Origin of the sequence: Rhodoplanes tepidamans, assembly GCF_030813915.1 — a bacterium.
Classification (GTDB): Bacteria; Pseudomonadota; Alphaproteobacteria; order Rhizobiales; family Xanthobacteraceae; genus Rhodoplanes; species Rhodoplanes tepidamans.
Map to the genome: position 1 here is coordinate 45335 of NZ_JAUSUJ010000033.1, position 20849 is coordinate 66183.

Below are 20849 nucleotides of genomic sequence, written 5' to 3' on the forward strand. Positions count from 1 at the left end.
CGCCCCGTCGCGCCGCGGCGCCCCCGCGGGGCGACAAGTCGCCGGATGACGCCCCGGCGCGACTGTGCGAGGCTCACCGCCGGTTCCACCTGCACGCAAGTTTCACCTGCACGCAAGACGGTCCATGCGCGACGGCTCGGCCCTGCTCCACACCATGGCGTTCCCGCCGATCGACCGCCGCGGCGTCGCGACGCTGCAGGTCAATCTCGGCTATCGCTGCAACCAGTCCTGCGTCCACTGCCACGTCGCCGCCGGCCCGTCGCGCACCGAGGCGATGAGCGACGAGACGATCGACCTGGTGCTCGCCGTGCTGGAGCGACGCGACATCGCGACCCTGGACGTCACCGGCGGCGCGCCGGAGCTGCACCCGCAGTTCCGCCGCCTGGTGCGCGGCGCCCGCGCCCGCGGCGTCGGCGTGATGGACCGCTGCAACCTCACGATCCTGGAGGAGCCGGGACACGAGGACCTGGCGGACTTCCTCGCCGGAGAGCGGGTCGAGATCGTCGCCTCGCTGCCGTGCTACCTCGAGGACAATGTCGACCGCCAGCGCGGCAGGGGCGTGTTCGCGGCGTCGATCGCGGCGCTGCGGCGGCTCAACGCCCTCGGCTACGGCCGCGGCGACGGGCTGGTCCTGAACCTCGTCTTCAATCCGCAGGGCGCCACGCTGCCGCCGCCCCAGCACGGGCTGGAGCGCGACTATCGCCGCATGCTCGGCGACCGGCACGGCATCGCGTTCGACCGGCTGTTCGTGCTCGCCAACATGCCGATCCAGCGCTTCGGCGCGGTCCTGGCGCGCCACGGCCGGCTGGCGCCCTATCTCGACCTGCTGCGCGCCGCCCACCGCGACGACAACCTGTCCACCGTCATGTGCCGCGACCTCGTCTCGGTCGACTGGCGGGGCTTCCTCTACGACTGCGACTTCAACCAGATGCTCGACCTGCCGCTCGCCCGCCGGGCCGGCGCGGCGCCGCCGGACGGCCGCGCGCATCTGCGCGACCTGCTCGACGACGGCTTCCAGAACCATCCGATCCGGGTCGCCGGCCACTGCTACGGCTGCACGGCCGGCCAGGGCTCGAGCTGCGGCGGCGCGCTGGAGCCGACCGGCGCCGCTGTCGCGGCGGTCGCGGCCGAATGATGCTGTCCGTCGTCGTCCCGGTGCTCGACGAGGAGGCCGGCATCGTCGCGACGCTCGACCGGCTGGCGCCGCTCCGGGCCCGCGGCGCCGAGGTGATCGTCGTCGACGGCGGCAGCCGCGACACGACCGCGACGCGCGCCGCCCCGCGGGCCGACCGCCTGATCGCCGCGCCGCGCGGCCGCGCGCTGCAGATGAACGCCGGCGCGGCGGCCGCCCGCGGCGACGTGCTCCTGTTCCTGCACGCCGACACGCGGCTTCCCGACGACGCCGACCGGCTGATCGCCACGGCGCTCGACCGGCCGGGGCGCGTGTGGGGCCGCTTCGACGTGATCATCTCCGGATCGCATCCGCTGCTCGCCGTGATCGCCACGATGATGAATCTCCGCTCGCGCCTGACCGGCATCGCCACCGGCGACCAGGCGATCTTCGTGCGGCGTGACGCGTTCGAGCGGCTCGGTGGCTTCCCGCCGATCGCCCTGATGGAGGACGTCGCGATGTCGCGCGCGCTCAAGCGCGTCGCCCGCCCCGCCTGCCTGCGGGCGCGCGTGATCACGTCGGGCCGGCGCTGGGAGACGCACGGCGTGCTGCGCACCGTGCTCCTGATGTGGCGGCTGCGCCTCGCCTACTGGCTCGGCGCCCCGCCGGCGCGGCTCGCCCGCGCCTATGGCCGGGAGCCCGCCCGCCGTGGCTGAGCCGGTCGCGATCGCGATCCTGGCCAAGGCGCCGGTCGCCGGGCTCGCCAAGACGCGGCTGATCCCGGCGCTCGGGCCGGAGGGTGCCGCGGCCCTGCAGGCGCGCCTCACCGCCCAGGCCGTGCGGACCGCGGCGGCCGCCGGCACCGGCCCGCTCGCGCTGTGGGCGACGCCGGACGCCACGCATCCGAGCTTCGCGGACCTCGCCCGCGGCCACCGGCTGACGCTCGCCTGCCAGCCCGACGGCGATCTCGGCACCCGCATGCTGGCGGCGGTCGCGGCGGCCTCCGGCCCGGCGCTGGTGATCGGCACCGACTGCCCGGCGCTCACGCCGGCGCATCTCGCCGCCTGCGCCGCGACGCTGCGCGACGGCATCGACGCGGTGGCGATCCCGGCCGAGGACGGCGGCTATGTGCTGATCGGCCTGCGCCGCCCCGAGCCGGCGCCCTTCGCCGGCATGACCTGGGGCACCGCCGCGGTGATGGCGGAGACGCGCCGGCGCCTCGCCCGCGCCGGACTGTCGTGGCGCGAGCCGGCGCGGCTGTGGGACGTCGATCGCCCCGCGGATCTCGTCCGGCTGTCGCGCGGGCCGATCCTGCCGGAGCCCGACCTACGTAGTGGCACCGACGCGGCGGCCTGCCCTGCGGCGCGATAGTGTGGGCCACAGCCCAAAAGCAGCGCCCCCGTTCCCGTGACCAGCACCTCGCCACCCGTCATCGCGCACGCGCCGCCGCCACGGAGGCGGCCGTGAAGATCGTCATGGCCCGCTGCCCCTATCGCGGGCAGCCGGTGTCGACCGGGATCGAGATCGAGGAGGCGACCTATTCGCGCCTGCCCGAGACGCTGATCCTGTCGCGCTGCCCGCTGTGCGGGCTGGAGCACGTCTGGTGGAAGGCGGAGGCGTGGCTCGAGGAGGCCCGCTACGACAGCACGCCCGACGCGCCGCGCGACTGATCCGGGGCGATCTCGCCTAGCACGCCGGCCGGCACGACCACCCCGTGCGCCGCGGCGCCGGGTGCCGGCTCGGCGGCGGCCGCGATGCGGAACTCCGGCCCGGCGGCCGCGGCCGGCGCGGAGGTGTCCGGCGGCGCGGCGGACGGCTCGTCCCACGGCGCCATCGCGGCGGTCCAGAGCTCGACCTCGTGCACGGCCTCGCGCATGCGCGACAGGAACTCGTGCTCGTCGAAGTAGCGCTTCCAGCGGCCCGTCTTGTAGAGCTCGACCAAGTGGGCTCGGCGCCGCTCGGCCAGCATCAGGCCCCTGCGGCTGATCGCGGCCGATATGGCGCGCGGAATCATCGAGTGCATAGGGGGTCGCCCCGTCCTCTGTGACGATCCTGAAGGCTTGGAAACGCGTACAGGAAGGCGACCGAATCGCAACGCGCCGCAATGGCGACTTTATGGCGGTATCTTTGTCCAGTGCGATAGTATTTTCCACAGTGGCGATTCGGCACCAGAAAGTGGTGCAGATAGGCAACACTCCCGCCCGCGCAGGCTGAGGGTCAGCCGGATGCGCAACCGGACATGATCAGATCGGAAAAGCTGGGAGGGAGCGGGGCCGCGATCCGCGGACAGTTCGGAGCGGCAGAGGGACGGCGGACGCGGGCCCCGGGCGCGAGGCGCGCCTACTGCGACTTGGCGACGAAGCCGACCACGCCCTTCTCGGCCTGCAGGGCGGCGAGCAGGCGGCCGAGCTCGTCCTCGGTGAGCACGTGATCGGCGAGGCGGATCCGGAAGAGGCCGCCCGGCTTCGGCCCGTCGACGATCGAGACCTTGCGGGCCTCCAGCACCCGGGCGACGTCACCGGCGCTCGCCTGCGGCTGGAAGCGGATCAGCGCGTAGGTGGCGGGCGCCTCGGCGGCGGCGCCGTCGTAGGAGGCCATCTCCAGCCGGCCGCCCTCCTGCGGGCCGAGGCTCAGCCCGGCGATGACGCTCGCCTGCGCGACGATGACGATCGCGGCGGCGGCGCCCGCCCAGGCGACCGCCCGCGGCGACAGCGCCTCGAAGAAGTCGGTCAGCCGGCGGGCGAGAAAGCCGCCGGCGCGGGGCTTGCGGGCCGGGCCGTCCTCCGCCGCGATGGCGGCCAGCACCCGGTCCATGGCGCGGGCGGAAGGAGCGCCGAGGCTCTCGTTGAGGTGGATGGTCTCGGCGAGCTCCTCGCGGACCAGCTCGTAGCGATGGGCGAGCTCGGGGTCGCGGGCCAGCGCCGCCTCGACCGCCTCGGACTCGTCCCGGCTCAGCGTGCCGGCGGCGTGCCACGGCAGCATCTCTTCGAGCGCGGCGCGGTCGAGACCTCGTCTGTCCGTCGTCATCATGGCCAACCTCGCTCGACACCGGCCGCCTTCAGCAGCTCGCCCAGCTTCTTGCGCGCATAGAACATGCGCGTCTTGACGGTGTTCTCCGGGATGCCGACGATGCTCGCCACCTCCTCCACGGACTTCTCGTGGTAGTAGACGAGATCGATGATCTCCCGGTGCTCCGGGCTCAGCGACTGCAGGCACTGCCGCAACACCGCACCCTTGTCCTTCTTCTGCATGGCGATCTCGGGATCGTCGGACGGATCCTCGATCGCCGCTGCCGCCTCGTCGTCCAGCGCCTCGTCGCTCCTGCGACGCACCGCCGACAACGCCTTGAACCGCGCGATGGCGAGGAGCCACGTCGACACGGCGCTGCGTCCTTCGAACCGGTCCGCCTGCCGCCACACGTCGAGAAACACCTCGCCGATCAGGTCCTCCGCCACCGTCTGGCTGCCCACGATCCGCAGAACGAACCGGTAGACCCGCACATGGTGCCGGGAGAACAGAACCTGCATGGCGAGCCGGTCGCCGTCGGCGATCCGAGCGATCAGGTCGGCGTCCGAATGACTTGGATCGGCTTTCAACGGTCGGCTCGTGTGGGTAGTCGCGCGGAAAAAGGCACGGGTTCAAACTCGTTGGGCATGGAACGGAGCCACCGCGTCGATGCCGGGCGAGTGCGGCTGATTTGCAACACTCCGGAGGAGCTGGCCAGAACGATTTTCACCGGTGTCGTCCCAAACCTGGATCAGTCCCGCGAAAGCGGGGCTCCGCCGCCGCCCGCGAGCGGCCGCCCGGCCCCGCCGGCGCGGCGAAGAGCGGACGATCGGGTGCGGTCCATCGTCGCCGAAAGCAGATCCCGGCCGAACGCCGCTCCAGCCGAACGTCGCGCCACCACGGCGTGGTGGCGCCGCGACGCCCGCCGGTTCGATCGCCGCGCGGATTTCCCGCTCCGCCGGATGACAATGTCCGTCCACGGCCGCACGTCCCGCCCACGATCCTTAGCACGTCCGGCCCGATTCCGGCACGGCGCCGACGGCCCTCCCGCACCGGCGCGGCCCACCGTAACGGCGCTTTATCACATCACGCCATTCGGGGATGATCGGCCCCGAGAAAACGGCACGGGGGGAGTCGCGGCGCATGGGCGAGTACGGAATCGGGCAGCCGGTCCGGCGCGAGGAGGACCCCTACCTGCTGCGCGGCCAGGGCCGCTATGTCGGCGACGTGGCGGTCGCGGGGGAGCTGCGGGCCGTGGTGCTGCGCTCGCCGCACGCCCACGCCGACATTCTCGCGATCGACGTCGAGGCGGCCCGGGCCATGCCGGGGGTGGTCCTGGTGCTGACCGGGCGGGATCCGGCCGCGGCGGCGCTCGGCACCCAGGTTCCGCACACCCGCCGCAGCCGCCGCGACGGGTCGCCGGCCTTCGTCACGCCGCAGCCGATGCTGGCGACCGACCGGGTCCGCCATGTCGGCGAGGCGGTCGCCTTCGTGGTCGCCGAGACCCTGAACCAGGCCAAGGACGCGGCCGAGGCGATCGCGGTCGACTACGCGCCGCTCCCGGCGGTGCCGAGCCTCGCCGCCGCGATCGCCCCGGACGCTCCCGCCGTGCACGACGGCTGTCCCGGCAACGACGCCTTCTGTCATGCGCTCGGCGATGCCGAGGCGACCGAACGGGGAATCGCCGGCGCCGCCCGGGTGGTCCGCCGGCGGCTGACCATCAGCCGGGTGCTCGCCAACCCGATGGAGCCGCGCGGCTGCCTCGCCGAGCACGACCCGCGCGGCGGCCGGCTGACGCTCCGCTGCACCACCCAGGCGCCGCACACGCTGCGCCGGATCCTCGCCGGCGAGATCCTGCACATTCCGGAGGCACGGCTGCGGGTGATCTCGGAGAATGTCGGCGGCGGCTTCGGGGCGCGCGGCCAGATCGCGCCCGAATACGCGCTGGCCTGCCTGGCGGCGAAGCTCACCGGCCGGCCGGTGCGCTGGAGCGCCGACCGCAGCGAGACGTTTCTCTCCGACGAGCACCACCGCGACAACATCACCGACGCCGAGATCGCCCTCGACGCCGACGGCCGCGTCCTCGCGCTCCGGGTGAAGACCTTCGCCAATCTCGGCGCCTATTACGGCGCCGACCGCACCGCCGGGCCGCCGATCAACAATCTCGGCGTGCTGGCCGGCACCTATGTGATCCCGGCGATCCGGGTCGAGGTCACGGGCGTGCTGTCCAACACGATGACGACCGGCCCCTATCGCGGCGCCGGCCGGCCGGAGGCCGCCTATGTGATCGAGACCATGATGGACGCCGCCGCCCGCGAGCTCGGGCTCGATCCGGTGGCGCTGCGCCGGCGCAACACGATTCCGGCGGAGGCGATGCCGCACAGGACGGCGCTCGTCTACACCTACGACTGCGGCGACTTCGGCAAGAACATCGAGGACGCGCTGGCGCTCGCCGACATCGACGGCTTCACGCGGCGGCTGGAGGAGTCCCGGGCGCGGGGACAGCTGCGCGGCATCGGGGTGTCGAGCACGGTCGAGGCCTCCAATGCCGGGCTGATCGAGCACGCCGACATCCGCTTCGACCCGGGCGGCTCGGTCACCGTGTCGGTCGGCACCCACGACCACGGCCAGGGCCACCAGACGACGTTCCGCCAGATCGTCGCCGACCGGCTCGGCCTGCCGCCGGACCAGATCGAGCTCCGCTTCGGCGACACCGCCGAGGTCGACATCGGAACCGGCACGTTCGGCTCGCGCTCGACCGTGACGGCGGGCAGCGCCATCGTCGCGGCCGCCGACAAGATCATCGCCAAGGCGAAGCGGATCGCGGCCGCGCTGCTGGAGGCCGACCCGGCCGATCTGGACTTCGCCGCCGGCCGCTTCACGGTGGCGGGCACCGACCGCAGCGTCGCGCTGTCGGATGTCGCCCGCGCATCGTTCTCGCCGGCGCGTCTGCCGCCGGGCGTCGAGCCCGGCCTGTTCGAGCAGCACACATCGGACGGCGGCGTGCGCACCTATCCGAACGGCTGTCACGTCAGCGAGGTGGAGATCGACCGGGAGACCGGCGTCGTCCGGCTGGTCCGCCATGTGGCGGTCGACGACGTCGGGCGGATGATCAACCCGCTGCTGGTCGAGGGGCAGATCCACGGCGGCATCGCCCAGGGCGCCGGCCAGGCCCTGATGGAGGCCATCGTCTACGACGCCGAAGGCCAGCTCGTCACCGGCTCCTTCACCGACTCCTGCATGCCGCGCGCCGGCGACCTCCCGCCCTTCGTGCTCGGCGAGAACGAGGTGCCGACCGCGACCAATCCGCTCGGCGTCAAGGGCGCGGGCGAGTCCGGCACGGTCGGTGCATTGTCGTCGATCACGAGTGCCGTCGCCGACGCGCTCGCCCGCGTCGGCGCGGCCCCGGTCACCATGCCGGCGACCCCCGAAAAGGTATGGCGGGCCATGCGTGACGCTGCGTCATAGCGGCTGCCCACCGCGGTCCACTCCGGATCAGTGCTTATTGATTTGGCTTGGTTTTTGGCGCTGATGCAGAGGTGCCGCGGAGGCCGGGGAGATTCGACGAGAACGCGGGCTTATGATGTAGTCGCTCCGGCTGCGGTCGCGGGGTGACTGGAGCGAAGGCCGCGTTCGATCCGGTGGACTGCACGACACGCGTCATCCATCAGGCATCGGTGGAGAAGGGGGCGAGCATGCCGCTCGACGAGGAACTACGGTCCACGCTGACGAAGCGCCGCGACGCCGTGATGGCCGCCGGCGGCGCCAAGAAGACGGCCGAGCGCCACGCGAAGGGGCTGATGACGGCGCGTGAGCGGCTGGCCGCCCTGCTGCAGGACGGCACCTTCCAGGAATACGGCGCCCACGCCAGGCACGCCTGCACGGCGTTCGGCATGTCGGAGGTCAACATCCCGGCCGACGGCGTCGTGGTCGGCACCGGCTTCGTCGCCGGCCGTCAGGTCGCGGCGTTCAGCCAGGACTTCACCGTGGTCGGCGGCACGCTCGGCAAGATGCACGGGCAGAAGATCGTCTGGGCCATGGACTACGCCGAGAAGAACGGCGTGCCGCTGGTCGGCTTCAAAGACTCGGGCGGCGCCCGCATCCAGGAGGGCATCGACGCGCTCTCGGGCTACGGCGAGGTGTTCTACCGCAACGTGGTGCTCTCCGGCGTGGTGCCGCAGATCGCCATCATCGCCGGCCCGTGCGCCGGCGGCGCCTCCTACTCTCCCGCGCTGATGGACTTCATCATCATGACGCGGCAGAACGCCCAGATGTTCATCACCGGCCCGCAGGTGATCAAGTCGGTGTCCGGCCGCGACGTGAGCATGGACGACGTCGGCGGCGCCGAGATGCACGCCGCGGTGAGCGGCAACGTGCACCTGCTCGCCGACGACGACGCCCACGCGGTCGAGCTCACCCGCAAGCTCCTGTCGTTCTTCCCGAGCAACAACACCGAGGATCCGCCGCACGATCCGACCCCGGAGCTCGACCTCGACCCGGATGCCGGCATGGACGCGCTGGTGCGCTCCGACGCCTCCGATCCGATGGACATGCACGCCATCGTGCGCCGCGTGCTCGACGACGGCGACCTGTTCGAGATCCACGCCCAGTTCGCCAAGAACCTGATCGTCGGCTTCGGCCGCGTGCAGGGCGTGATCGTCGGCGTGCTCGCCAACAACTCGATGGAGAAGGCGGGCTGCCTCGACATCGACTCGTCCGACAAGGGCGCCCGCTTCATCCGCTTCTGCAACGCCTTCAACATCCCGATCGTCACCTTCGTCGACGTGCCCGGCTTCCTGCCCGGCATCGAGCAGGAGCGCGGTGGCATCATCCGGCACGGCGCCAAGATGCTGTTCGCCTATTCCAGCGCGACGGTGCCGAAGATCACGATCGTGACGCGCAAGGCCTATGGCGGGTCCTACCTCGCCATGTGCAGCCAGGAGATGGGCGCCGACGTGGTGTTCGCTTGGCCGACCGCCCAGATCGCCGTTATGGGCGGCGAGGGCGCCGTCAACATCCTCTACAGCAAGGAGCTGAAGGCGATCGAGGACCCCGCCGCCAAGCGGGCGAAGCGCAAGGAGTTCGTCGAGCTCTACCGCAACGAGTTCGCCTCGCCCTATCTGGCCGCGTCGAAGGGCTACATCACCGACATCATCGAGCCGGAGATGACCCGCGCCACCGTCTCGCTGTCGCTCCGCAAGCTGCTCACCAAGCGCGAGCTGCGGCCGCCGAAGAAGCACGGCCTCATCCCGCTCTGACGCTCCGACCACCGATCGCAACGACACCGACCAGCATGCCGCAGCCAAACGGAGTCCTTCGGACATGACTCAGGAGATGCTCGGGGGCCTTCTCCTCCAGCTCTACGGCTCTTTCCTGGTGAGCGCCGTGGTGGCCGCCCTGACAGCGGTCGTCACGGTCAGGCTCATGACCCGCCGCCAGGCGGACGCGCCTGCGGTTCCGGCCGTCGCCCACGCGCCGGCCGTCCCGGCGCCGGCGCCGGCCGGTCCGATCCTCGGTCCCGGCGTCGGCGCCGACGACCTCGCCGTGATCGCGGCGATCGCGGCGGCCGCCTTCGGCGCGCATCGCGTCGTCTATATCGGCGAGGCGCGGCCCGGCTCCGGCTGGACCTCGCAGATCCGGACGCGGCACCACGCGTCGCATGCCCCCCACAAAGCCAACCACCACTGACATCGCGCCGTTCGGGACGAGACCAATCATGATGAGACACCTGCGGATCACTGTCGACGGCCGGGTTTTCGACGTCGTCGTCGAGGACATCACCGAGGCCGGCGCGTACACGCCCGCCCCGATTCCGGCGCCCGTCGCCCACGCACCGGTCGCCGCGCCGCGGCCCGCACCGGCCCCGGCTCCGGCGGCTCCGCCGCCCGCGGCCGCTCCGGCGCCCGCCGCGGCGGCGCCCGCCTCCAAGGGCGGCGCTCCGTCGGGCGGGGCGGACGACCGGCTGGCGCCGCTCGCCGGTGTCGTGCTCGAGGTCAGCGTGAGCGTCGGCGACAAGGTCGACGTCGACGACCAGGTCGTCGTGCTCGAGGCGATGAAGATGAAGACCGTGATCGGCGCCCACAAGGCCGGCACCGTCACGGGCATCCACGTGAAGGAAGGCGACGCGGTCGACGCCGACCAGCCGCTGGTGACGATCAGCTGATTTCGTCCGCGGCGCCTCCCCGCGCGGGACGACGAACGGCCGGGCCTCGCGCCCGGCCGTTTTGCCGTGTGGCCGGACGCTGCGGGATGCGGCCGATCATACCAACGGCCGCTGACGCCGACTCGCCATGCCCGGCCTCGTGCCCATGGGCGCCGAGACACGGTCGAAGGTCCAGCCTCTCGATCGTCGTCGTCCGCGCGGGCGAGGGCTTTGCATAATCCGTCATTCCGGGGCGCGCCGAAGGCGCGAACCCGGAATCCAGCTCCGAACTCGGCATTCTGGGCTGGATTCCGGGTCCGGCGCTCCGCGCCGGCCCGGAATGACCGGACTATGCAAAGCCGTCGCCTTCGCGAAGCACGACGGAGGAGAGGCTCCGGACCTCAAGTCGACGCCTGTGGGCCTTGTGCCGGGCATCCACGTCCTGAACGTCGTTCGACGACAAGGACGTGGATGGCCGGGACGAGCCCTGCCACGACGGGCGGAGGGTCGTTGTCGCCAGGTCGAGGCTTTCTCCCTCCCCGCGATGGGAGGAAGTTCGGAGCCCGCCCGGCTCAGCGCCCGGTGCGGCCGCTCGCCTTGTCGACCAGGGCGATCAGGCCCTGCAGCAGGTCGATCGGCCGCGGCGGGCAGCCGCGCAGCGTCAGGTCGACCGGGATCACCTGGTCGACCGATCCGACCACGGCGTAGCTCTCGCCGAACACGCCGCAGCCGGCCGCGCAGTCACCGACCGCCACGACGAATTTCGGATCTGGCGTCGCCGCGAAGGTGCGCTCCAGCGCGACCTTCATGTTGCGGGCGACCGGCCCGGTGACCATCAGGACGTCGGCGTGGCGCGGCGAGGCGACGAACTTGAGGCCGAAGCGCTCGCAGTCGTAGACGGCGTTGTTGAGGGCGTGGATCTCCAGCTCGCAGCCGTTGCACGAGCCGGCGTCGACCTCGCGGATCGACAGCGAGCGGCCGTAGACGCGCCGCACCCGGTCCTCCAGCGCGCGCCCGACCTCGTCGAGCGCCGCCGCCGACGCGTCCGGCGCCGGCACCGTCACGGGCTTCGCGAACAGCGACTTCAGGATCAGGGTGCGCATGGGGGCGAGGTCCCTTCCTTCGGTCGCGACCATCCTCCGCGTCCGTCGTGGCCGGGCTCGTCCCGGCCATCCACGGCCGTGCGCGCGACAGGGTCCGAAACGCGTGGATGCCCGGGACGGGCCCGGGCATGACGGGTCTGTGCGTGCCGCTCCCGGGTCCCCGCCTTCGCGGGGACGCGCGGAACGAGGGGGGCCGGCCTCACAGATCCGCTCCCGAGTACGAGCAGTTGAACGACTTGTTGCAGAGCGGGAAGTCGGCGACGATGTTGTTCTCGATCGCCGCCTCGAGCAGCGGCCACTGGAACCAGGACGCGTCGCGCACGTGGCAGCGCGCCACCTTGCGGCCGGGCAGCAGGCGCAGCCAGACGAGCAGGTCGCCGCGGAACGCCTCGGTCACGGCGATGCCTTCGGCGGGCGCGGCGGCGTCCGGCACCGGCGCCAGCGTCGGCCCCTCGGGCAGCGCGCGCAGCCATTCGCGGATCAGCTTCATCGACGCGGCGACCTCGCGGATGCGGATCTGCACCCGCGCGTCGACGTCGCCGGCGGTCAGCACCGGCACCTCGAAGGCGTGGCCCGCATAGGGCGCGTAGGCGAGATCGCGGCGGGCGTCGAAGTCGCGCGCCGAGGCGCGGCCGACCGGCCCGCCGGCGGCGAAGCGCACCGCGAGGTCGGCGGCGAGATGCCCGGTGCCGCAGGTGCGGTCCTGGATCGACGGCGTGTCCTCGTAGAGCCGGACGATCTCCTCGAAGGCCGGCGTGATCTCGTCGAGGGTCGCGACGATCAGCCTCGCGCCCTCGGCCGTGATGTTGGCGGTGACGCCGCCCGGCACGATGGTGTCCATCATCAGCCGGTGGGCGAACACGGCCGCCGAGGCGGCCAGGATCTTCTCGCGGAAGATGCCGCAATGGGCCAGCATGATGGCGAAGGCGGCGTCGTTGCAGATCGCGCCGATGTCGCCGAAGTGATTGGCGAGCCGCTCGAGCTCGGCCATCACGCCGCGGATCACCGTGGCGCGGCGCGGCACGTCGAGCCCGAGCGCCGCCTCGACGGCGCGGGCGAAGGCGAAGCTCGCCGCCACGGTCGAGTCGCCGGAGACGCGCGCCACCACCTTGCCGGCGCGCTCCAGCGGGACGTCGGTGAGCAGCCCGTCGATGCCCTTGTGGACGTAGCCGAGCCGCTCCTCCAGCCGCACCACGGTCTCGCCGTTGGCCGTGAAGCGGAAGTGGCCGGGCTCGATGATGCCGGCATGCACCGGGCCGACCGGGATCTCGTGCAGGCCGTCGCCGGTCACCGGCAGCATCGGGTAGTCGGCCGGATGGCGCGGCACCGGATCGCCGCGGCGGCCGAGCGGGCCGGCGAGCGTCCAGGCGCCGTGATCGAGCCAGGGCCGCAGGTCCGGCGCGTCGACCGGCTCGTAGCCGAAGAGGTCGCGGATCGCCCGCTCCGGCCGGATCGCCGGCGCGTGACGGACGCCGACCGACGGGAAGCGGCCGTCGATCACGGCGGTGGAGACGACGCACGGCGCCTCGCCGATGCGACGCACGGCGAGATGCACCATGCCGGACTCGGCCCACAGCCCCAGCATCTCGCGCTCGCCCTGGCCGAGCGCCTGGGCGATCGCCTCGAACGCCATGGTCTCGACCTCGTAGCGCGACCACGGCCGCATCGGCACCACGGCGAGGGCGTCGGCGAGCAGCGCGGCGATGCGGTCTTCGCTGGTGGTCATGGGGCGATCATCCGAGCAGGGCCGCGACGCCGCGGAACCAGCGCACCAGCGCCTCGGGCAGCCACAGGCCGGCGACGAGGGCCAGCAGCAGATGGACGAAGAGCGGCACGTAGGAGGCCTTGACCGGGTCCGACTTGCCGCGCGGCTCGCCGAACACGACCTGCTGCATCCGCATCAGCAGCGCACCGAGCGCGAGGATCAGGCCGGCGACCAGCACCACGGTGAGCAGCGGCTGGCGGCCGAAGGCGGTGGAGACGAGCAGGAACTCGCTCATGAACACGCCGAAGGGCGGCAGGCCGACGATGGCGATCACGCCGAGCGCGAAGCCGACGGCGAGCACCGGATGGGTCGACGACAGGCCGGAGATGTCGGCGAGCCGCTGCGTGCCCTTGGCCTGGGCGACGTGGCCGACGGCGAAGAAGATCGCCGACTTGACCAGGGAGTGCATGGTCATGTGCAGGAGGCCGGCGAAGTTGGCGAGCGGCCCGCCGATGCCGAACGCGAAGGTGGCGATGCCCATGTGCTCGATCGACGAGTAGGCGAACAGCCGCTTGATGTCGCGCCGCCGGTACAGCATGAACGCCGCGAACAGCAGGCTGACGAGGCCGAGCGTCATCAGGATGGCGCCGACGTCGATCGCCAGCGGATTGCCGGCCAGCACCATCTTGAAGCGCAGCAGCGCGTAGAGCGCGACGTTGAGGAGCAGGCCCGACAGCACCGCCGAGATCGGCGTCGGGCCCTCGGCATGGGCGTCGGGCAGCCAGGCGTGGAACGGCGCCAGCCCCACCTTGGTGCCGTAGCCGACCAGCAGGAACACGAAGGCGAGCGACAGCAGCTTGGGATCGAGCGCCGCGGCGTTGCGGACGATCTCGTCCCACGCCATCGCCGGCACGCCGGCGCCGATGACCGTGGACGACACCATGTAGATCAGGATGGTGCCGAAGAAGGCGAGCCCGATGCCGACGCTGCCGAGGATGAAGTACTTCCACGCCGCCTCGATCGCCTCGGGCGTGCGGTAGATGCCGACCATCATGACGGTCGCGAGGGTCGCCACCTCGAGCCCCACCCACATCAGGCCGATGTTGTTGGAGACGAGCGCCAGGTTCATGGCGCCCATCATGGCCTGGTACATGGCGTGGTAGAAGCGCAGGAAGGCCGGGGTGAGCTTGCCGGTCTCCAGCTCGTGGCCGATGTAGCTCGCGCTGTAGACGCTGGTGGTGAAGCCGACGAAGGTCGTCAGCACGATCAGGAAGATGTTGAAGTCGTCGATGATCAGGAAGTCGCCGCGCTCGTGCGGGGCGGCGAGCAGCAGGAGGCCGGCCGCGAAGGTGAGGCCGGAGACCAGCATGTTGAGGCCGGCGCTGAGCCGGTAGTCGGAGATCACGGCCAGCACGGGAATCGCGAGCGTCGGCACCAGCAGCACCAGCGCCACGGGCGACAGCGGCAGCGCGGCGACGAGGTCGGTCATGGCACCCTCGCCGGGCTTCGAGCCGTCATGCCGGGCGCCGCGGACGTCGTCACCCTCTCCCTCAGGGAGAGGGTCGACGCGCGCAGCGCGTCGGGGTGAGTGTTTACGGCGCCGGTTGGATGCCTCGGCCCCCCCTCACCCTGATCTCGCGCGGATGCGCGAGATCCGACCTCTCCCCTCGGGGGAGAGGTGAGACGGAGAGTGCGGCACCGATGGCCCTCGGTCGCAGAGGACGGCATTTTCGGGTCGGCGACGCCCCCCATCACAGATGCTCCCGTCGCTCGCCGCGGAAGCGGTCGAGCACGTTGACGTCGACGGTGTCGAAGCGCTCGCGGATGCGGAAGACGAAGACGCCGAACACGATGAAGGCGATCAGCACCGAGAAGGCGACCGACACCTCGACGACCAGCGGCATGCCCTTGGCGCCGGTGGCGGCGAGGACGAGGCCGTTCTCCAGCGACATGAAGCCGACCACCTGGGTGACGGCGTTGCGCCGGGTGATCATCAGCAGGAGGCCGAGCAGCACCACGGCGAGCGCGAAGGCGAAGTCCTCGCGGGCGACCGGGTCGGCGGTCTCGACCACCGGCTGCACCAGCAGGATCGACAGGGCGATCAGGCCGAGACCGGCCAGCATGGTCGGCCCGCCCGACACCACCCGCTCGACCTCGCGGTGGACGTCGAGCTTGCGGACGATCCGGTGCAGCGCGGTCGGGATGACGATCCCCTTGGCGACCAGCGCGATGAAGGCGGTGGCGAGCAGATGCGGCGCCCCCTGCACCACCGACTGCCAGCCGACCGACAGCGACAGCACCACGGCCTGCAGGGCGAACACGTTGATCACCGCGGTGATGCGGTCCTGGTAGAGCAGCATCAGGCTGAGCACCAGCACGCCGGCGGCGAGCAGATGGGCGATGTCGAACCACAGCGCGTTCATGCCGGCCTCGGCGATGCGTCACCCTCTCCCCGGCGGGGAGAGGTGAAGGAAGAGCCGATCCGCAGGTGGCCCGCACGCATCAGAACCCCCGCGAGACGAAGCGCAGGAACACGGCGAGCGCCGCGGCCGCGAAGGCGCTGCCGAGGAACGCCGGATAGCGGAACACCCGCATCTTGGCGACCGTGGTCTCGGCGATCGGCAGCAGCACGGCGAAGACGAGCAGCTTGGCGAGCCAGGTGGCGAGGCCGAGCGCCAGCGCGGCCCAGCTCTTGTCGCCGGCCGCCATGCCGAACGGCGCGAACAGGCAGGCGACCAGCGAGAAGTAGAGCACCAGCTTGACCTGGGCGGCGGCCTCGATCATCGCCAGATGGCGCCCCGAATATTCGAGGATCATCGCCTCGTGCACCATGGTCAGCTCGAGATGCGTGGCCGGGTTGTCGACCGGAATGCGGGCGTTCTCGGCGATGCCGACGATGATCAGAGCGAGCAGCGCCAGCCCGAGCGAGACCCGCACGCCGACATCGCCGGTCGCGAACAGCGCCGCGATGGCGGAGAGCTGCGTCGTCCCGGCGATCAGCGCCACCGCGAAGGCGATCAGCAGCATGGCCGGCTCGGCGAGCGACGCGATCATCATCTCGCGCGACGAGCCGAGGCCGCCGAACGCGGTGCCGACATCCATGCCGGCGAGCGCCAGGGCGAAGCGCGCGGTGCCGAGCAGCGCGACGACCGCGATCAGGTCGGCCGACCAGGAGAACAGCAGCCCGGTGGCGTAGGTCGGCACCAGGCCGGCCGCCACCCAGGTGGCGGCGAAGATCACGTAGGGGGCGCGGCGGTACACCCACGACGCGTTGTCGGCGACCACCGCCTCCTTGTGGAACAGCTTCCACAGGTCGAGATAGGGCTGCAGCAGCGGCGGCCCGCGCCGGCGCAGCAGCCGCGCCCGCACCTTGCGGGTGAGGCCCATGATCAGCGGCGCGATCGCCACCACCAGGGTGATCTGCAGGAGCTGCAGCGCGAGCCCGACGGCCAGCGCCGTGTCGACGGTCAGCGCCATATCGCCACCACCAGCATGAGGACGATCAGGGCGGCGAAGACCAGCGCCAGATAGCGCCGGATGGTGAGGAACTGCAGCCGGTTCAGCCGCACCGCGCCGCGCAGCACGCCGCGGGCGAGCGGCCCGTAGACGAACCGCCAGGCGGGATCGCGCACCCGCATGCGGAAGCGGCCGGCCCGCGTCTCGCCGGGCCGCGGCATATCGACGGTCTCGTGCACGCCGAACAGCACGGTGCCGAAGACGCGGCGGATCGGCTGGGCGAAGCTCGAGCTCGAATACTGGGTGACCGGGCTGTCGAGCGGATAGCCGCAGTCCCAGATCGGGCTCTTGCGGGTGCTGCGCGAGGCGAGCCGGTGGACCACGGCGGCCGTCATCGTGCCGGAGGCGACCAGGAAGAAGAAGATCACGAGGCCGTTGTAGGAGCTGCGGCTGTCGGCGATCGGCACCAGCGAGAGCCAGGGCAGGCCGGCCTGGGGCGGCAGCGCCACGAAGGCGAGCTGGCGGGCGACGGGCGCCAGCGCGTCGACCACGAGGCCGGGCAGCGTGCCGGCCAGGATGCAGATCCAGGCCAGCGTCAGCATGGCGGTGAGGGCGAAGCCGTCGACCTCGGTCGCCTGCGCGGCGGCGGGCGAGCGCGGCCGGCTCAGGAACACCACGCCGAACGCCTTGACGAAGCAGGCGCCGGCCAGTGCCGCGGCGAGCGCCAGCATGGCGCCGACCGCCGGCACGGCGAACTTCAGCCCCCATTGCGGCAGCTGCGGGCTGAGCAGGATCGCCTGGAAGGTCAGCCACTCGGAGACGAAGCCGTTGAGCGGCGGCAGCGCCGCGATCGACATGCAGCCGATCAGGAACACCACCGCGGTCTGCGGCATGCGGTGGATCAGGCCGCCGAGCTTCTCGGTGTCGCGCTCGCCGGTCGCGGTCAGCACGGCGCCGGCGCCGAAGAACAGCAGGCTCTTGAACACCGAGTGGTTGAACACGTGGAACAGCGCCGCGGTGAGCGCCAGCGCCGCCGCCGGCCCCTGCCCGTTCGCCCGGAAGGCGAGCGCGAGGCCGAGCCCGATGAACACGATGCCGATGTTCTCGACCGTCGAGTAGGCGAGCAGCCGCTTGAGGTCGCGCTGCATCACCGCATAGAGCACGCCGAGCACCGCGGTGGCCCCGCCGGCCAGCACGACGACCAGCCCGGCCCAGGACGAGAAGTCGCCGACCACGTCGAAGACGATGCGGATGAAGCCGTAGACGCCGACCTTGGTCATCACCCCGCTGAGCAGCGCCGAGACGTGGCTCGGGGCGGCCGGATGGGCGAGCGGGAGCCAGACGTGCAGCGGCACCAGGCCGGCCTTGGAGCCGGCCCCGACCAGCGCCAGCAGGGTGGCCAGGGCGGCGGCCGACCCGCCGACCGTGGCGCCCCGCATGCCCGCGAAGGTGAAGTCGCCGCCCGGCGCGGCGAGCAGTCCGAAGGCGAGCAGCAGGCACAGGGTGCCGAAGCTCGCCATGGCGAGATAGATGAAGCCGGCCCGGATGTTGGCCGGCTCGCGGTGGTGCGCGACGACGAGCGTCCACGAGGCGAGCGACATGAACTCCCAGGACAGCAGGAACGAGAAGGCGTCGGCGGCGAGCAGCACCAGGTTCATGCCGGCCAGGAACGGGCCGAAGAACGGCAGCACCCGCATCGGCGAATGCTCGTGGCGGCCGTAGCCGATGCCGTAGAGGCTCGCGGCGGCAGCGCCCAGATTGACCACCAGCATGAAGAAGGCGGAGAGCGCGTCGAGGCGGAAATGGGCGCCGATCCCGGGCAGGCCGATCGGCAGCACCACGGTGCTCGGCGCGGCGCCGCCCAGGAGGGTGGTCAGCGCCAGCAGCACGGCACCGAGCGCAACCAGCAGGGTGGCGCCGTAGACCAGCGGGGTCGCGATCGCGCGGCCCCCGAGGATCGTCGCCGCGACGCCGATCCCGAGAAAGCCCGCGATGCACCACAGACCGATCGCGACCTCCGGCATGCCCCACCCCGTGTACCGATCCGGAGGCGGGCCAGGAACCACGGTCAGGGTCACGCGAGGGTGACGGTCACCGCAAGGCACCGCGAGGCGACGACAGGCGCCGCACGCGCCGGACCCGGGCGCCGAGAAGACGCGACACCCCGGCGGCGCCACCACGCACGCCGCCGCTCACCGAAGCCGGTCCGGCCAGATCGGAAAGCCGATCCTTAACGCACCGAGCCCTTTGTTTCCAGGACAATTTCCGCGACCCTGCCCGGCCGGCCCGCGGCGAGCGGCGCGGCCGGCGGGTGGCCGCCATGCCCGAATGCGGGAACGGCCGGGGCGAGCCCGGCCGTTCGATCATGGTCGACGAGTGATTCGCTGCGGGGGGCGGGCGGCGGAGAGGCCGCTCGCCGCGCTCCGGCTCAGCGGCTCAGCACGATGAAGTCGGTGCCGCGGCCGGTCTGAGGGCCGAGGCCCTTGTCCGAGACGACCAGCGAGGCCCCGGGCGACATCAGGTCGGCGAGCATCGCGACCGCCTCGGGCGGCAGGGTGACGCGATCGAGCGCCTCCTTGGCCGAGGTCGGCGTCGCCGTCACCGGCGTGGCAGGGGCCGGGGCCGCCTTGGCGTTGCGGCCCTTCGCCGCCTTCGGCTCGGCCCGCAGCTCCGGCGGCAGCGTCATCGCGGTCCAGCGCAGGCTCCGCCCGTCGTCCTCGAACCCGGTCGCCGTGAAGACGTGGGTGCCGAGCAGCTTGTCGCCGTCGGCGATCGTCACCGGGGTCTCGTAGATCGGCTCGAACCCCTTGCGGACGAAGAGCTTGCCTTCCTTCTTGCTGATGAAGATCGCGACCGGGCCGGGCTTCAGCGGCTTCGCCGGAGCGTCGGCCACCGGGCTGGCCGGTGCCGGGGCGGCCGTGGCAGGGGCCGCGCCCGCCGGATCGGCGGCCGGGTCCGCGGCGGGCGCCGTCTCGGCCGGGGCGACCGCCTCGGCGGCCGGCGCGGTCGGGCTCGGGGCGTCGCTGACGGTCGTCTCGGCCGCCGCCGCGGTCTTGCCGCTGGTCCGCAGGTCGGCGACCGGCACAGCCGGCTCGACCTTCTTCTTCAGCAGATCGAGCTGCGGATGCGAGAACTCCGCCGGCACCACGGCGGTGCGCGCCACCACGACCCGGGTGCCGAGCTTGGTCAGGCCCCAGAGCTGCGACGCGAAGGAGTTCGGCAGCCGGATGCAGCCGTGCGACGCCGGGTAGCCGGGCAGGGCGCCGGTGTGCATCGCGGTGCCCGACCAGGTGAGCCGCTGCATGTAGGGCATCGGCGCGTTGGCGTAGAGATTCGAGTAATGGTAGCGGTTCTTCTGGATGACGCTGAACACGCCGGTCAGGGTCGGGTGCTGCTTGGTGCCGCTGGAGATCGGCGACTCGGCGATCTGGCCGACCGCGTCGTAGACCCGCACCCGCTGCTCGCCGATCGACACCGAGACGACCAGCGGTCCGCGCGGCTGCCGCGCCGCGGCGACATCCTTCTTCGGCTGCTCGGTCTTGGTGCGCTTGGCCTTCCTGGCCGGGCGCGGCTGTGCCGGCGCGTAGTAGCCGGCGGGCGCCCGCATCCCGGGCTGGCCGTAGTAGTAATAATAGGAGGCGTCGGCCGTACCGACAGACAGAACGCTGAGCGCTGTTCCGAGCGCGATCGCGGACAGTCCATACAGGGCAGACGACCCGATCGAGCCGGTCCGCCCGCACGCACGCAGCACTTCGTTACACGTCGTGTCGGTCACGAGAGCCCCCCGTGTTGCTCGGCGCGTCGAAGCAGGATCGCGCCGTGGTAGTAGAACGCCGACTCGCCAACAAGGTTCCGGCGCTCTTTCGGATTATTCTCGACGTGAATTCTTAAAAGACATGGCTTTTCCGCCACACCGGACGGGGTCCGGCGGTCCGGGACCGGCCGCTTTCGATGTTGAGAGTTAGCCCGACGCTAGACGGTTCGATCGTTTTCTAACGATTTCGGCACCGTCCCCTCGGCGATGATTCGCTTCAGATACGCGCCGTAGTTGGTCTTCTCGTATCGGGTTGCGAGGGCGAGGACTGTGTCGGCGTCGATGAAGCCCTGGAGCCAGGCGATCTCCTCGAGGCAGCCGACCAGGAGGCCCTGGCGGGCCTGGATGGAGCGGACGAACTCGGACGCCTCCAGCAGCGCGTCGTGCGTGCCGGTGTCGAGCCAGGCGTAGCCGCGACCGAGCTTGACCACCTCGAGCGCCCCCATCTCCAGATAGATGCGGTTGACGTCGGTGATCTCCAGCTCGCCGCGCGCCGACGGCTTCAGGTCGGC

Annotated in this window: 19 protein-coding genes; 8 read left to right on the forward strand and 11 right to left on the reverse strand. The window is 71.8% G+C overall.

Annotated elements, in window-relative coordinates; translation table 11 throughout:
- Positions 1–124 precede the first annotated feature (124 nt).
- The 4 genes from arsS to J2S22_RS27830 all read left to right on the forward strand — a co-directional run bounded on the left by arsS (position 125) and on the right by J2S22_RS27830 (position 2781).
- On the forward strand, positions 125–1135 hold the full coding sequence (arsS, locus tag J2S22_RS27815; protein ID WP_272779790.1) for an arsenosugar biosynthesis radical SAM (seleno)protein ArsS: 1011 nt from the start codon (positions 125–127) through the stop codon (positions 1133–1135).
- Positions 1132–1827, forward strand: coding sequence for a TIGR04283 family arsenosugar biosynthesis glycosyltransferase (locus tag J2S22_RS27820; RefSeq protein ID WP_272779791.1), 696 nt, complete (start codon positions 1132–1134; stop codon positions 1825–1827). The genes arsS and J2S22_RS27820 overlap by 4 nt, the downstream gene beginning before the upstream one ends.
- Complete coding sequence (locus J2S22_RS27825) at positions 1820–2482, forward strand: TIGR04282 family arsenosugar biosynthesis glycosyltransferase (RefSeq protein WP_272779792.1); 663 nt, start codon at positions 1820–1822, stop codon at positions 2480–2482. The genes J2S22_RS27820 and J2S22_RS27825 overlap by 8 nt, the downstream gene beginning before the upstream one ends.
- Before the next feature lie 92 nt (positions 2483–2574).
- A complete protein-coding gene (locus J2S22_RS27830) occupies positions 2575–2781 on the forward strand; it encodes a hypothetical protein (RefSeq protein ID WP_272779793.1) in 207 nt (68 codons plus the stop codon).
- On the opposite strand, the gene J2S22_RS27835 is transcribed toward J2S22_RS27830, so the two are convergent.
- The 3 genes from J2S22_RS27835 to J2S22_RS27845 form a co-directional block, all read right to left on the reverse strand.
- Entirely contained in the window at positions 2748–3134 is a 387-nt protein-coding gene (locus J2S22_RS27835) for a TIGR03809 family protein (RefSeq protein ID WP_272779794.1), read from the reverse strand. The genes J2S22_RS27830 and J2S22_RS27835 overlap by 34 nt on opposite strands.
- A gap of 317 nt (positions 3135–3451) precedes the next feature.
- Positions 3452–4141, reverse strand: coding sequence for a hypothetical protein (locus J2S22_RS27840; RefSeq protein ID WP_272779795.1), 690 nt, complete (start codon positions 4139–4141; stop codon positions 3452–3454).
- Complete coding sequence (locus J2S22_RS27845) at positions 4138–4707, reverse strand: sigma-70 family RNA polymerase sigma factor (RefSeq protein ID WP_272779796.1); 570 nt, start codon at positions 4705–4707, stop codon at positions 4138–4140. The genes J2S22_RS27840 and J2S22_RS27845 overlap by 4 nt, the downstream gene beginning before the upstream one ends.
- A gap of 553 nt (positions 4708–5260) precedes the next feature.
- Here J2S22_RS27845 and J2S22_RS27850 point away from each other — a divergent pair.
- The 4 genes from J2S22_RS27850 (at position 5261) to J2S22_RS27865 (ending at position 10280) form a co-directional block, all read left to right on the forward strand.
- Positions 5261–7585, forward strand: coding sequence for a xanthine dehydrogenase family protein molybdopterin-binding subunit (locus J2S22_RS27850; protein WP_272779797.1), 2325 nt, complete (start codon positions 5261–5263; stop codon positions 7583–7585).
- 227 nt (positions 7586–7812) lie between these two features.
- Positions 7813–9375, forward strand: coding sequence for an acyl-CoA carboxylase subunit beta (locus J2S22_RS27855; protein ID WP_370878256.1), 1563 nt, complete (start codon positions 7813–7815; stop codon positions 9373–9375).
- A gap of 64 nt (positions 9376–9439) precedes the next feature.
- Complete coding sequence (locus J2S22_RS27860) at positions 9440–9805, forward strand: hypothetical protein (protein ID WP_272779798.1); 366 nt, start codon at positions 9440–9442, stop codon at positions 9803–9805.
- 28 nt (positions 9806–9833) lie between these two features.
- Entirely contained in the window at positions 9834–10280 is a 447-nt protein-coding gene (locus tag J2S22_RS27865; RefSeq protein ID WP_272779799.1) for a biotin/lipoyl-containing protein, read from the forward strand.
- A gap of 551 nt (positions 10281–10831) precedes the next feature.
- On the opposite strand, the gene J2S22_RS27870 is transcribed toward J2S22_RS27865, so the two are convergent.
- The 8 genes from J2S22_RS27870 to J2S22_RS27905 all read right to left on the reverse strand — a co-directional run.
- On the reverse strand, positions 10832–11362 hold the full coding sequence (locus tag J2S22_RS27870; RefSeq protein ID WP_272776560.1) for an NADH-quinone oxidoreductase subunit B family protein: 531 nt from the start codon (positions 11360–11362) through the stop codon (positions 10832–10834).
- Positions 11363–11561: 199 nt separating this feature from the next.
- Positions 11562–13088: a hydrogenase large subunit gene (locus tag J2S22_RS27875; protein ID WP_370878257.1), complete on the reverse strand. Its 1527-nt coding sequence runs from the start codon at positions 13086–13088 to the stop codon at positions 11562–11564.
- 7 nt (positions 13089–13095) lie between these two features.
- On the reverse strand, positions 13096–14556 hold the full coding sequence (locus tag J2S22_RS27880; RefSeq protein WP_272776561.1) for a hydrogenase 4 subunit F: 1461 nt from the start codon (positions 14554–14556) through the stop codon (positions 13096–13098).
- Positions 14557–14818: 262 nt separating this feature from the next.
- Positions 14819–15490, reverse strand: coding sequence for a hydrogenase-4 component E (locus tag J2S22_RS27885; RefSeq protein ID WP_272776562.1), 672 nt, complete (start codon positions 15488–15490; stop codon positions 14819–14821).
- A gap of 79 nt (positions 15491–15569) precedes the next feature.
- Complete coding sequence (locus tag J2S22_RS27890) at positions 15570–16544, reverse strand: respiratory chain complex I subunit 1 family protein (protein ID WP_272776563.1); 975 nt, start codon at positions 16542–16544, stop codon at positions 15570–15572.
- Positions 16535–18547, reverse strand: coding sequence for a hydrogenase 4 subunit B (hyfB, locus tag J2S22_RS27895; protein ID WP_272776564.1), 2013 nt, complete (start codon positions 18545–18547; stop codon positions 16535–16537). Before hyfB ends, J2S22_RS27890 begins: the two co-directional genes overlap by 10 nt.
- Positions 18548–18951: 404 nt before the next feature.
- On the reverse strand, positions 18952–20298 hold the full coding sequence (locus J2S22_RS27900) for a L,D-transpeptidase (protein ID WP_272776565.1): 1347 nt from the start codon (positions 20296–20298) through the stop codon (positions 18952–18954).
- A gap of 197 nt (positions 20299–20495) precedes the next feature.
- A partial coding sequence (locus J2S22_RS27905) for a sugar phosphate nucleotidyltransferase (protein ID WP_307155900.1) occupies positions 20496–20849 on the reverse strand: 354 nt, incomplete at its 5' end.

What these genes read in the sequence shown, in the direction of transcription:
- arsS (WP_272779790.1), top strand. Translation starts at nt 125, where the DNA reads ATGCGCGACGGCTCGGCCCTGCTCCACACCATGGCGTTCCCGCCGATC.
- J2S22_RS27820 (WP_272779791.1), top strand. Translation starts at nt 1,132, where the DNA reads ATGATGCTGTCCGTCGTCGTCCCGGTGCTCGACGAGGAGGCCGGCATC.
- J2S22_RS27835 (WP_272779794.1), bottom strand. Translation starts at nt 3,134, where the DNA reads ATGCACTCGATGATTCCGCGCGCCATATCGGCCGCGATCAGCCGCAGG.
- J2S22_RS27840 (WP_272779795.1), bottom strand. Translation starts at nt 4,141, where the DNA reads ATGATGACGACGGACAGACGAGGTCTCGACCGCGCCGCGCTCGAAGAG.
- J2S22_RS27850 (WP_272779797.1), top strand. Translation starts at nt 5,261, where the DNA reads ATGGGCGAGTACGGAATCGGGCAGCCGGTCCGGCGCGAGGAGGACCCC.
- J2S22_RS27855 (WP_370878256.1), top strand. Translation starts at nt 7,813, where the DNA reads ATGCCGCTCGACGAGGAACTACGGTCCACGCTGACGAAGCGCCGCGAC.
- J2S22_RS27860 (WP_272779798.1), top strand. Translation starts at nt 9,440, where the DNA reads ATGACTCAGGAGATGCTCGGGGGCCTTCTCCTCCAGCTCTACGGCTCT.
- J2S22_RS27865 (WP_272779799.1), top strand. Translation starts at nt 9,834, where the DNA reads ATGATGAGACACCTGCGGATCACTGTCGACGGCCGGGTTTTCGACGTC.
- J2S22_RS27870 (WP_272776560.1), bottom strand. Translation starts at nt 11,362, where the DNA reads ATGCGCACCCTGATCCTGAAGTCGCTGTTCGCGAAGCCCGTGACGGTG.
- J2S22_RS27875 (WP_370878257.1), bottom strand. Translation starts at nt 13,088, where the DNA reads ATGACCACCAGCGAAGACCGCATCGCCGCGCTGCTCGCCGACGCCCTC.
- J2S22_RS27880 (WP_272776561.1), bottom strand. Translation starts at nt 14,556, where the DNA reads ATGACCGACCTCGTCGCCGCGCTGCCGCTGTCGCCCGTGGCGCTGGTG.
- J2S22_RS27885 (WP_272776562.1), bottom strand. Translation starts at nt 15,490, where the DNA reads ATGAACGCGCTGTGGTTCGACATCGCCCATCTGCTCGCCGCCGGCGTG.
- J2S22_RS27890 (WP_272776563.1), bottom strand. Translation starts at nt 16,544, where the DNA reads ATGGCGCTGACCGTCGACACGGCGCTGGCCGTCGGGCTCGCGCTGCAG.
- hyfB (WP_272776564.1), bottom strand. Translation starts at nt 18,547, where the DNA reads ATGCCGGAGGTCGCGATCGGTCTGTGGTGCATCGCGGGCTTTCTCGGG.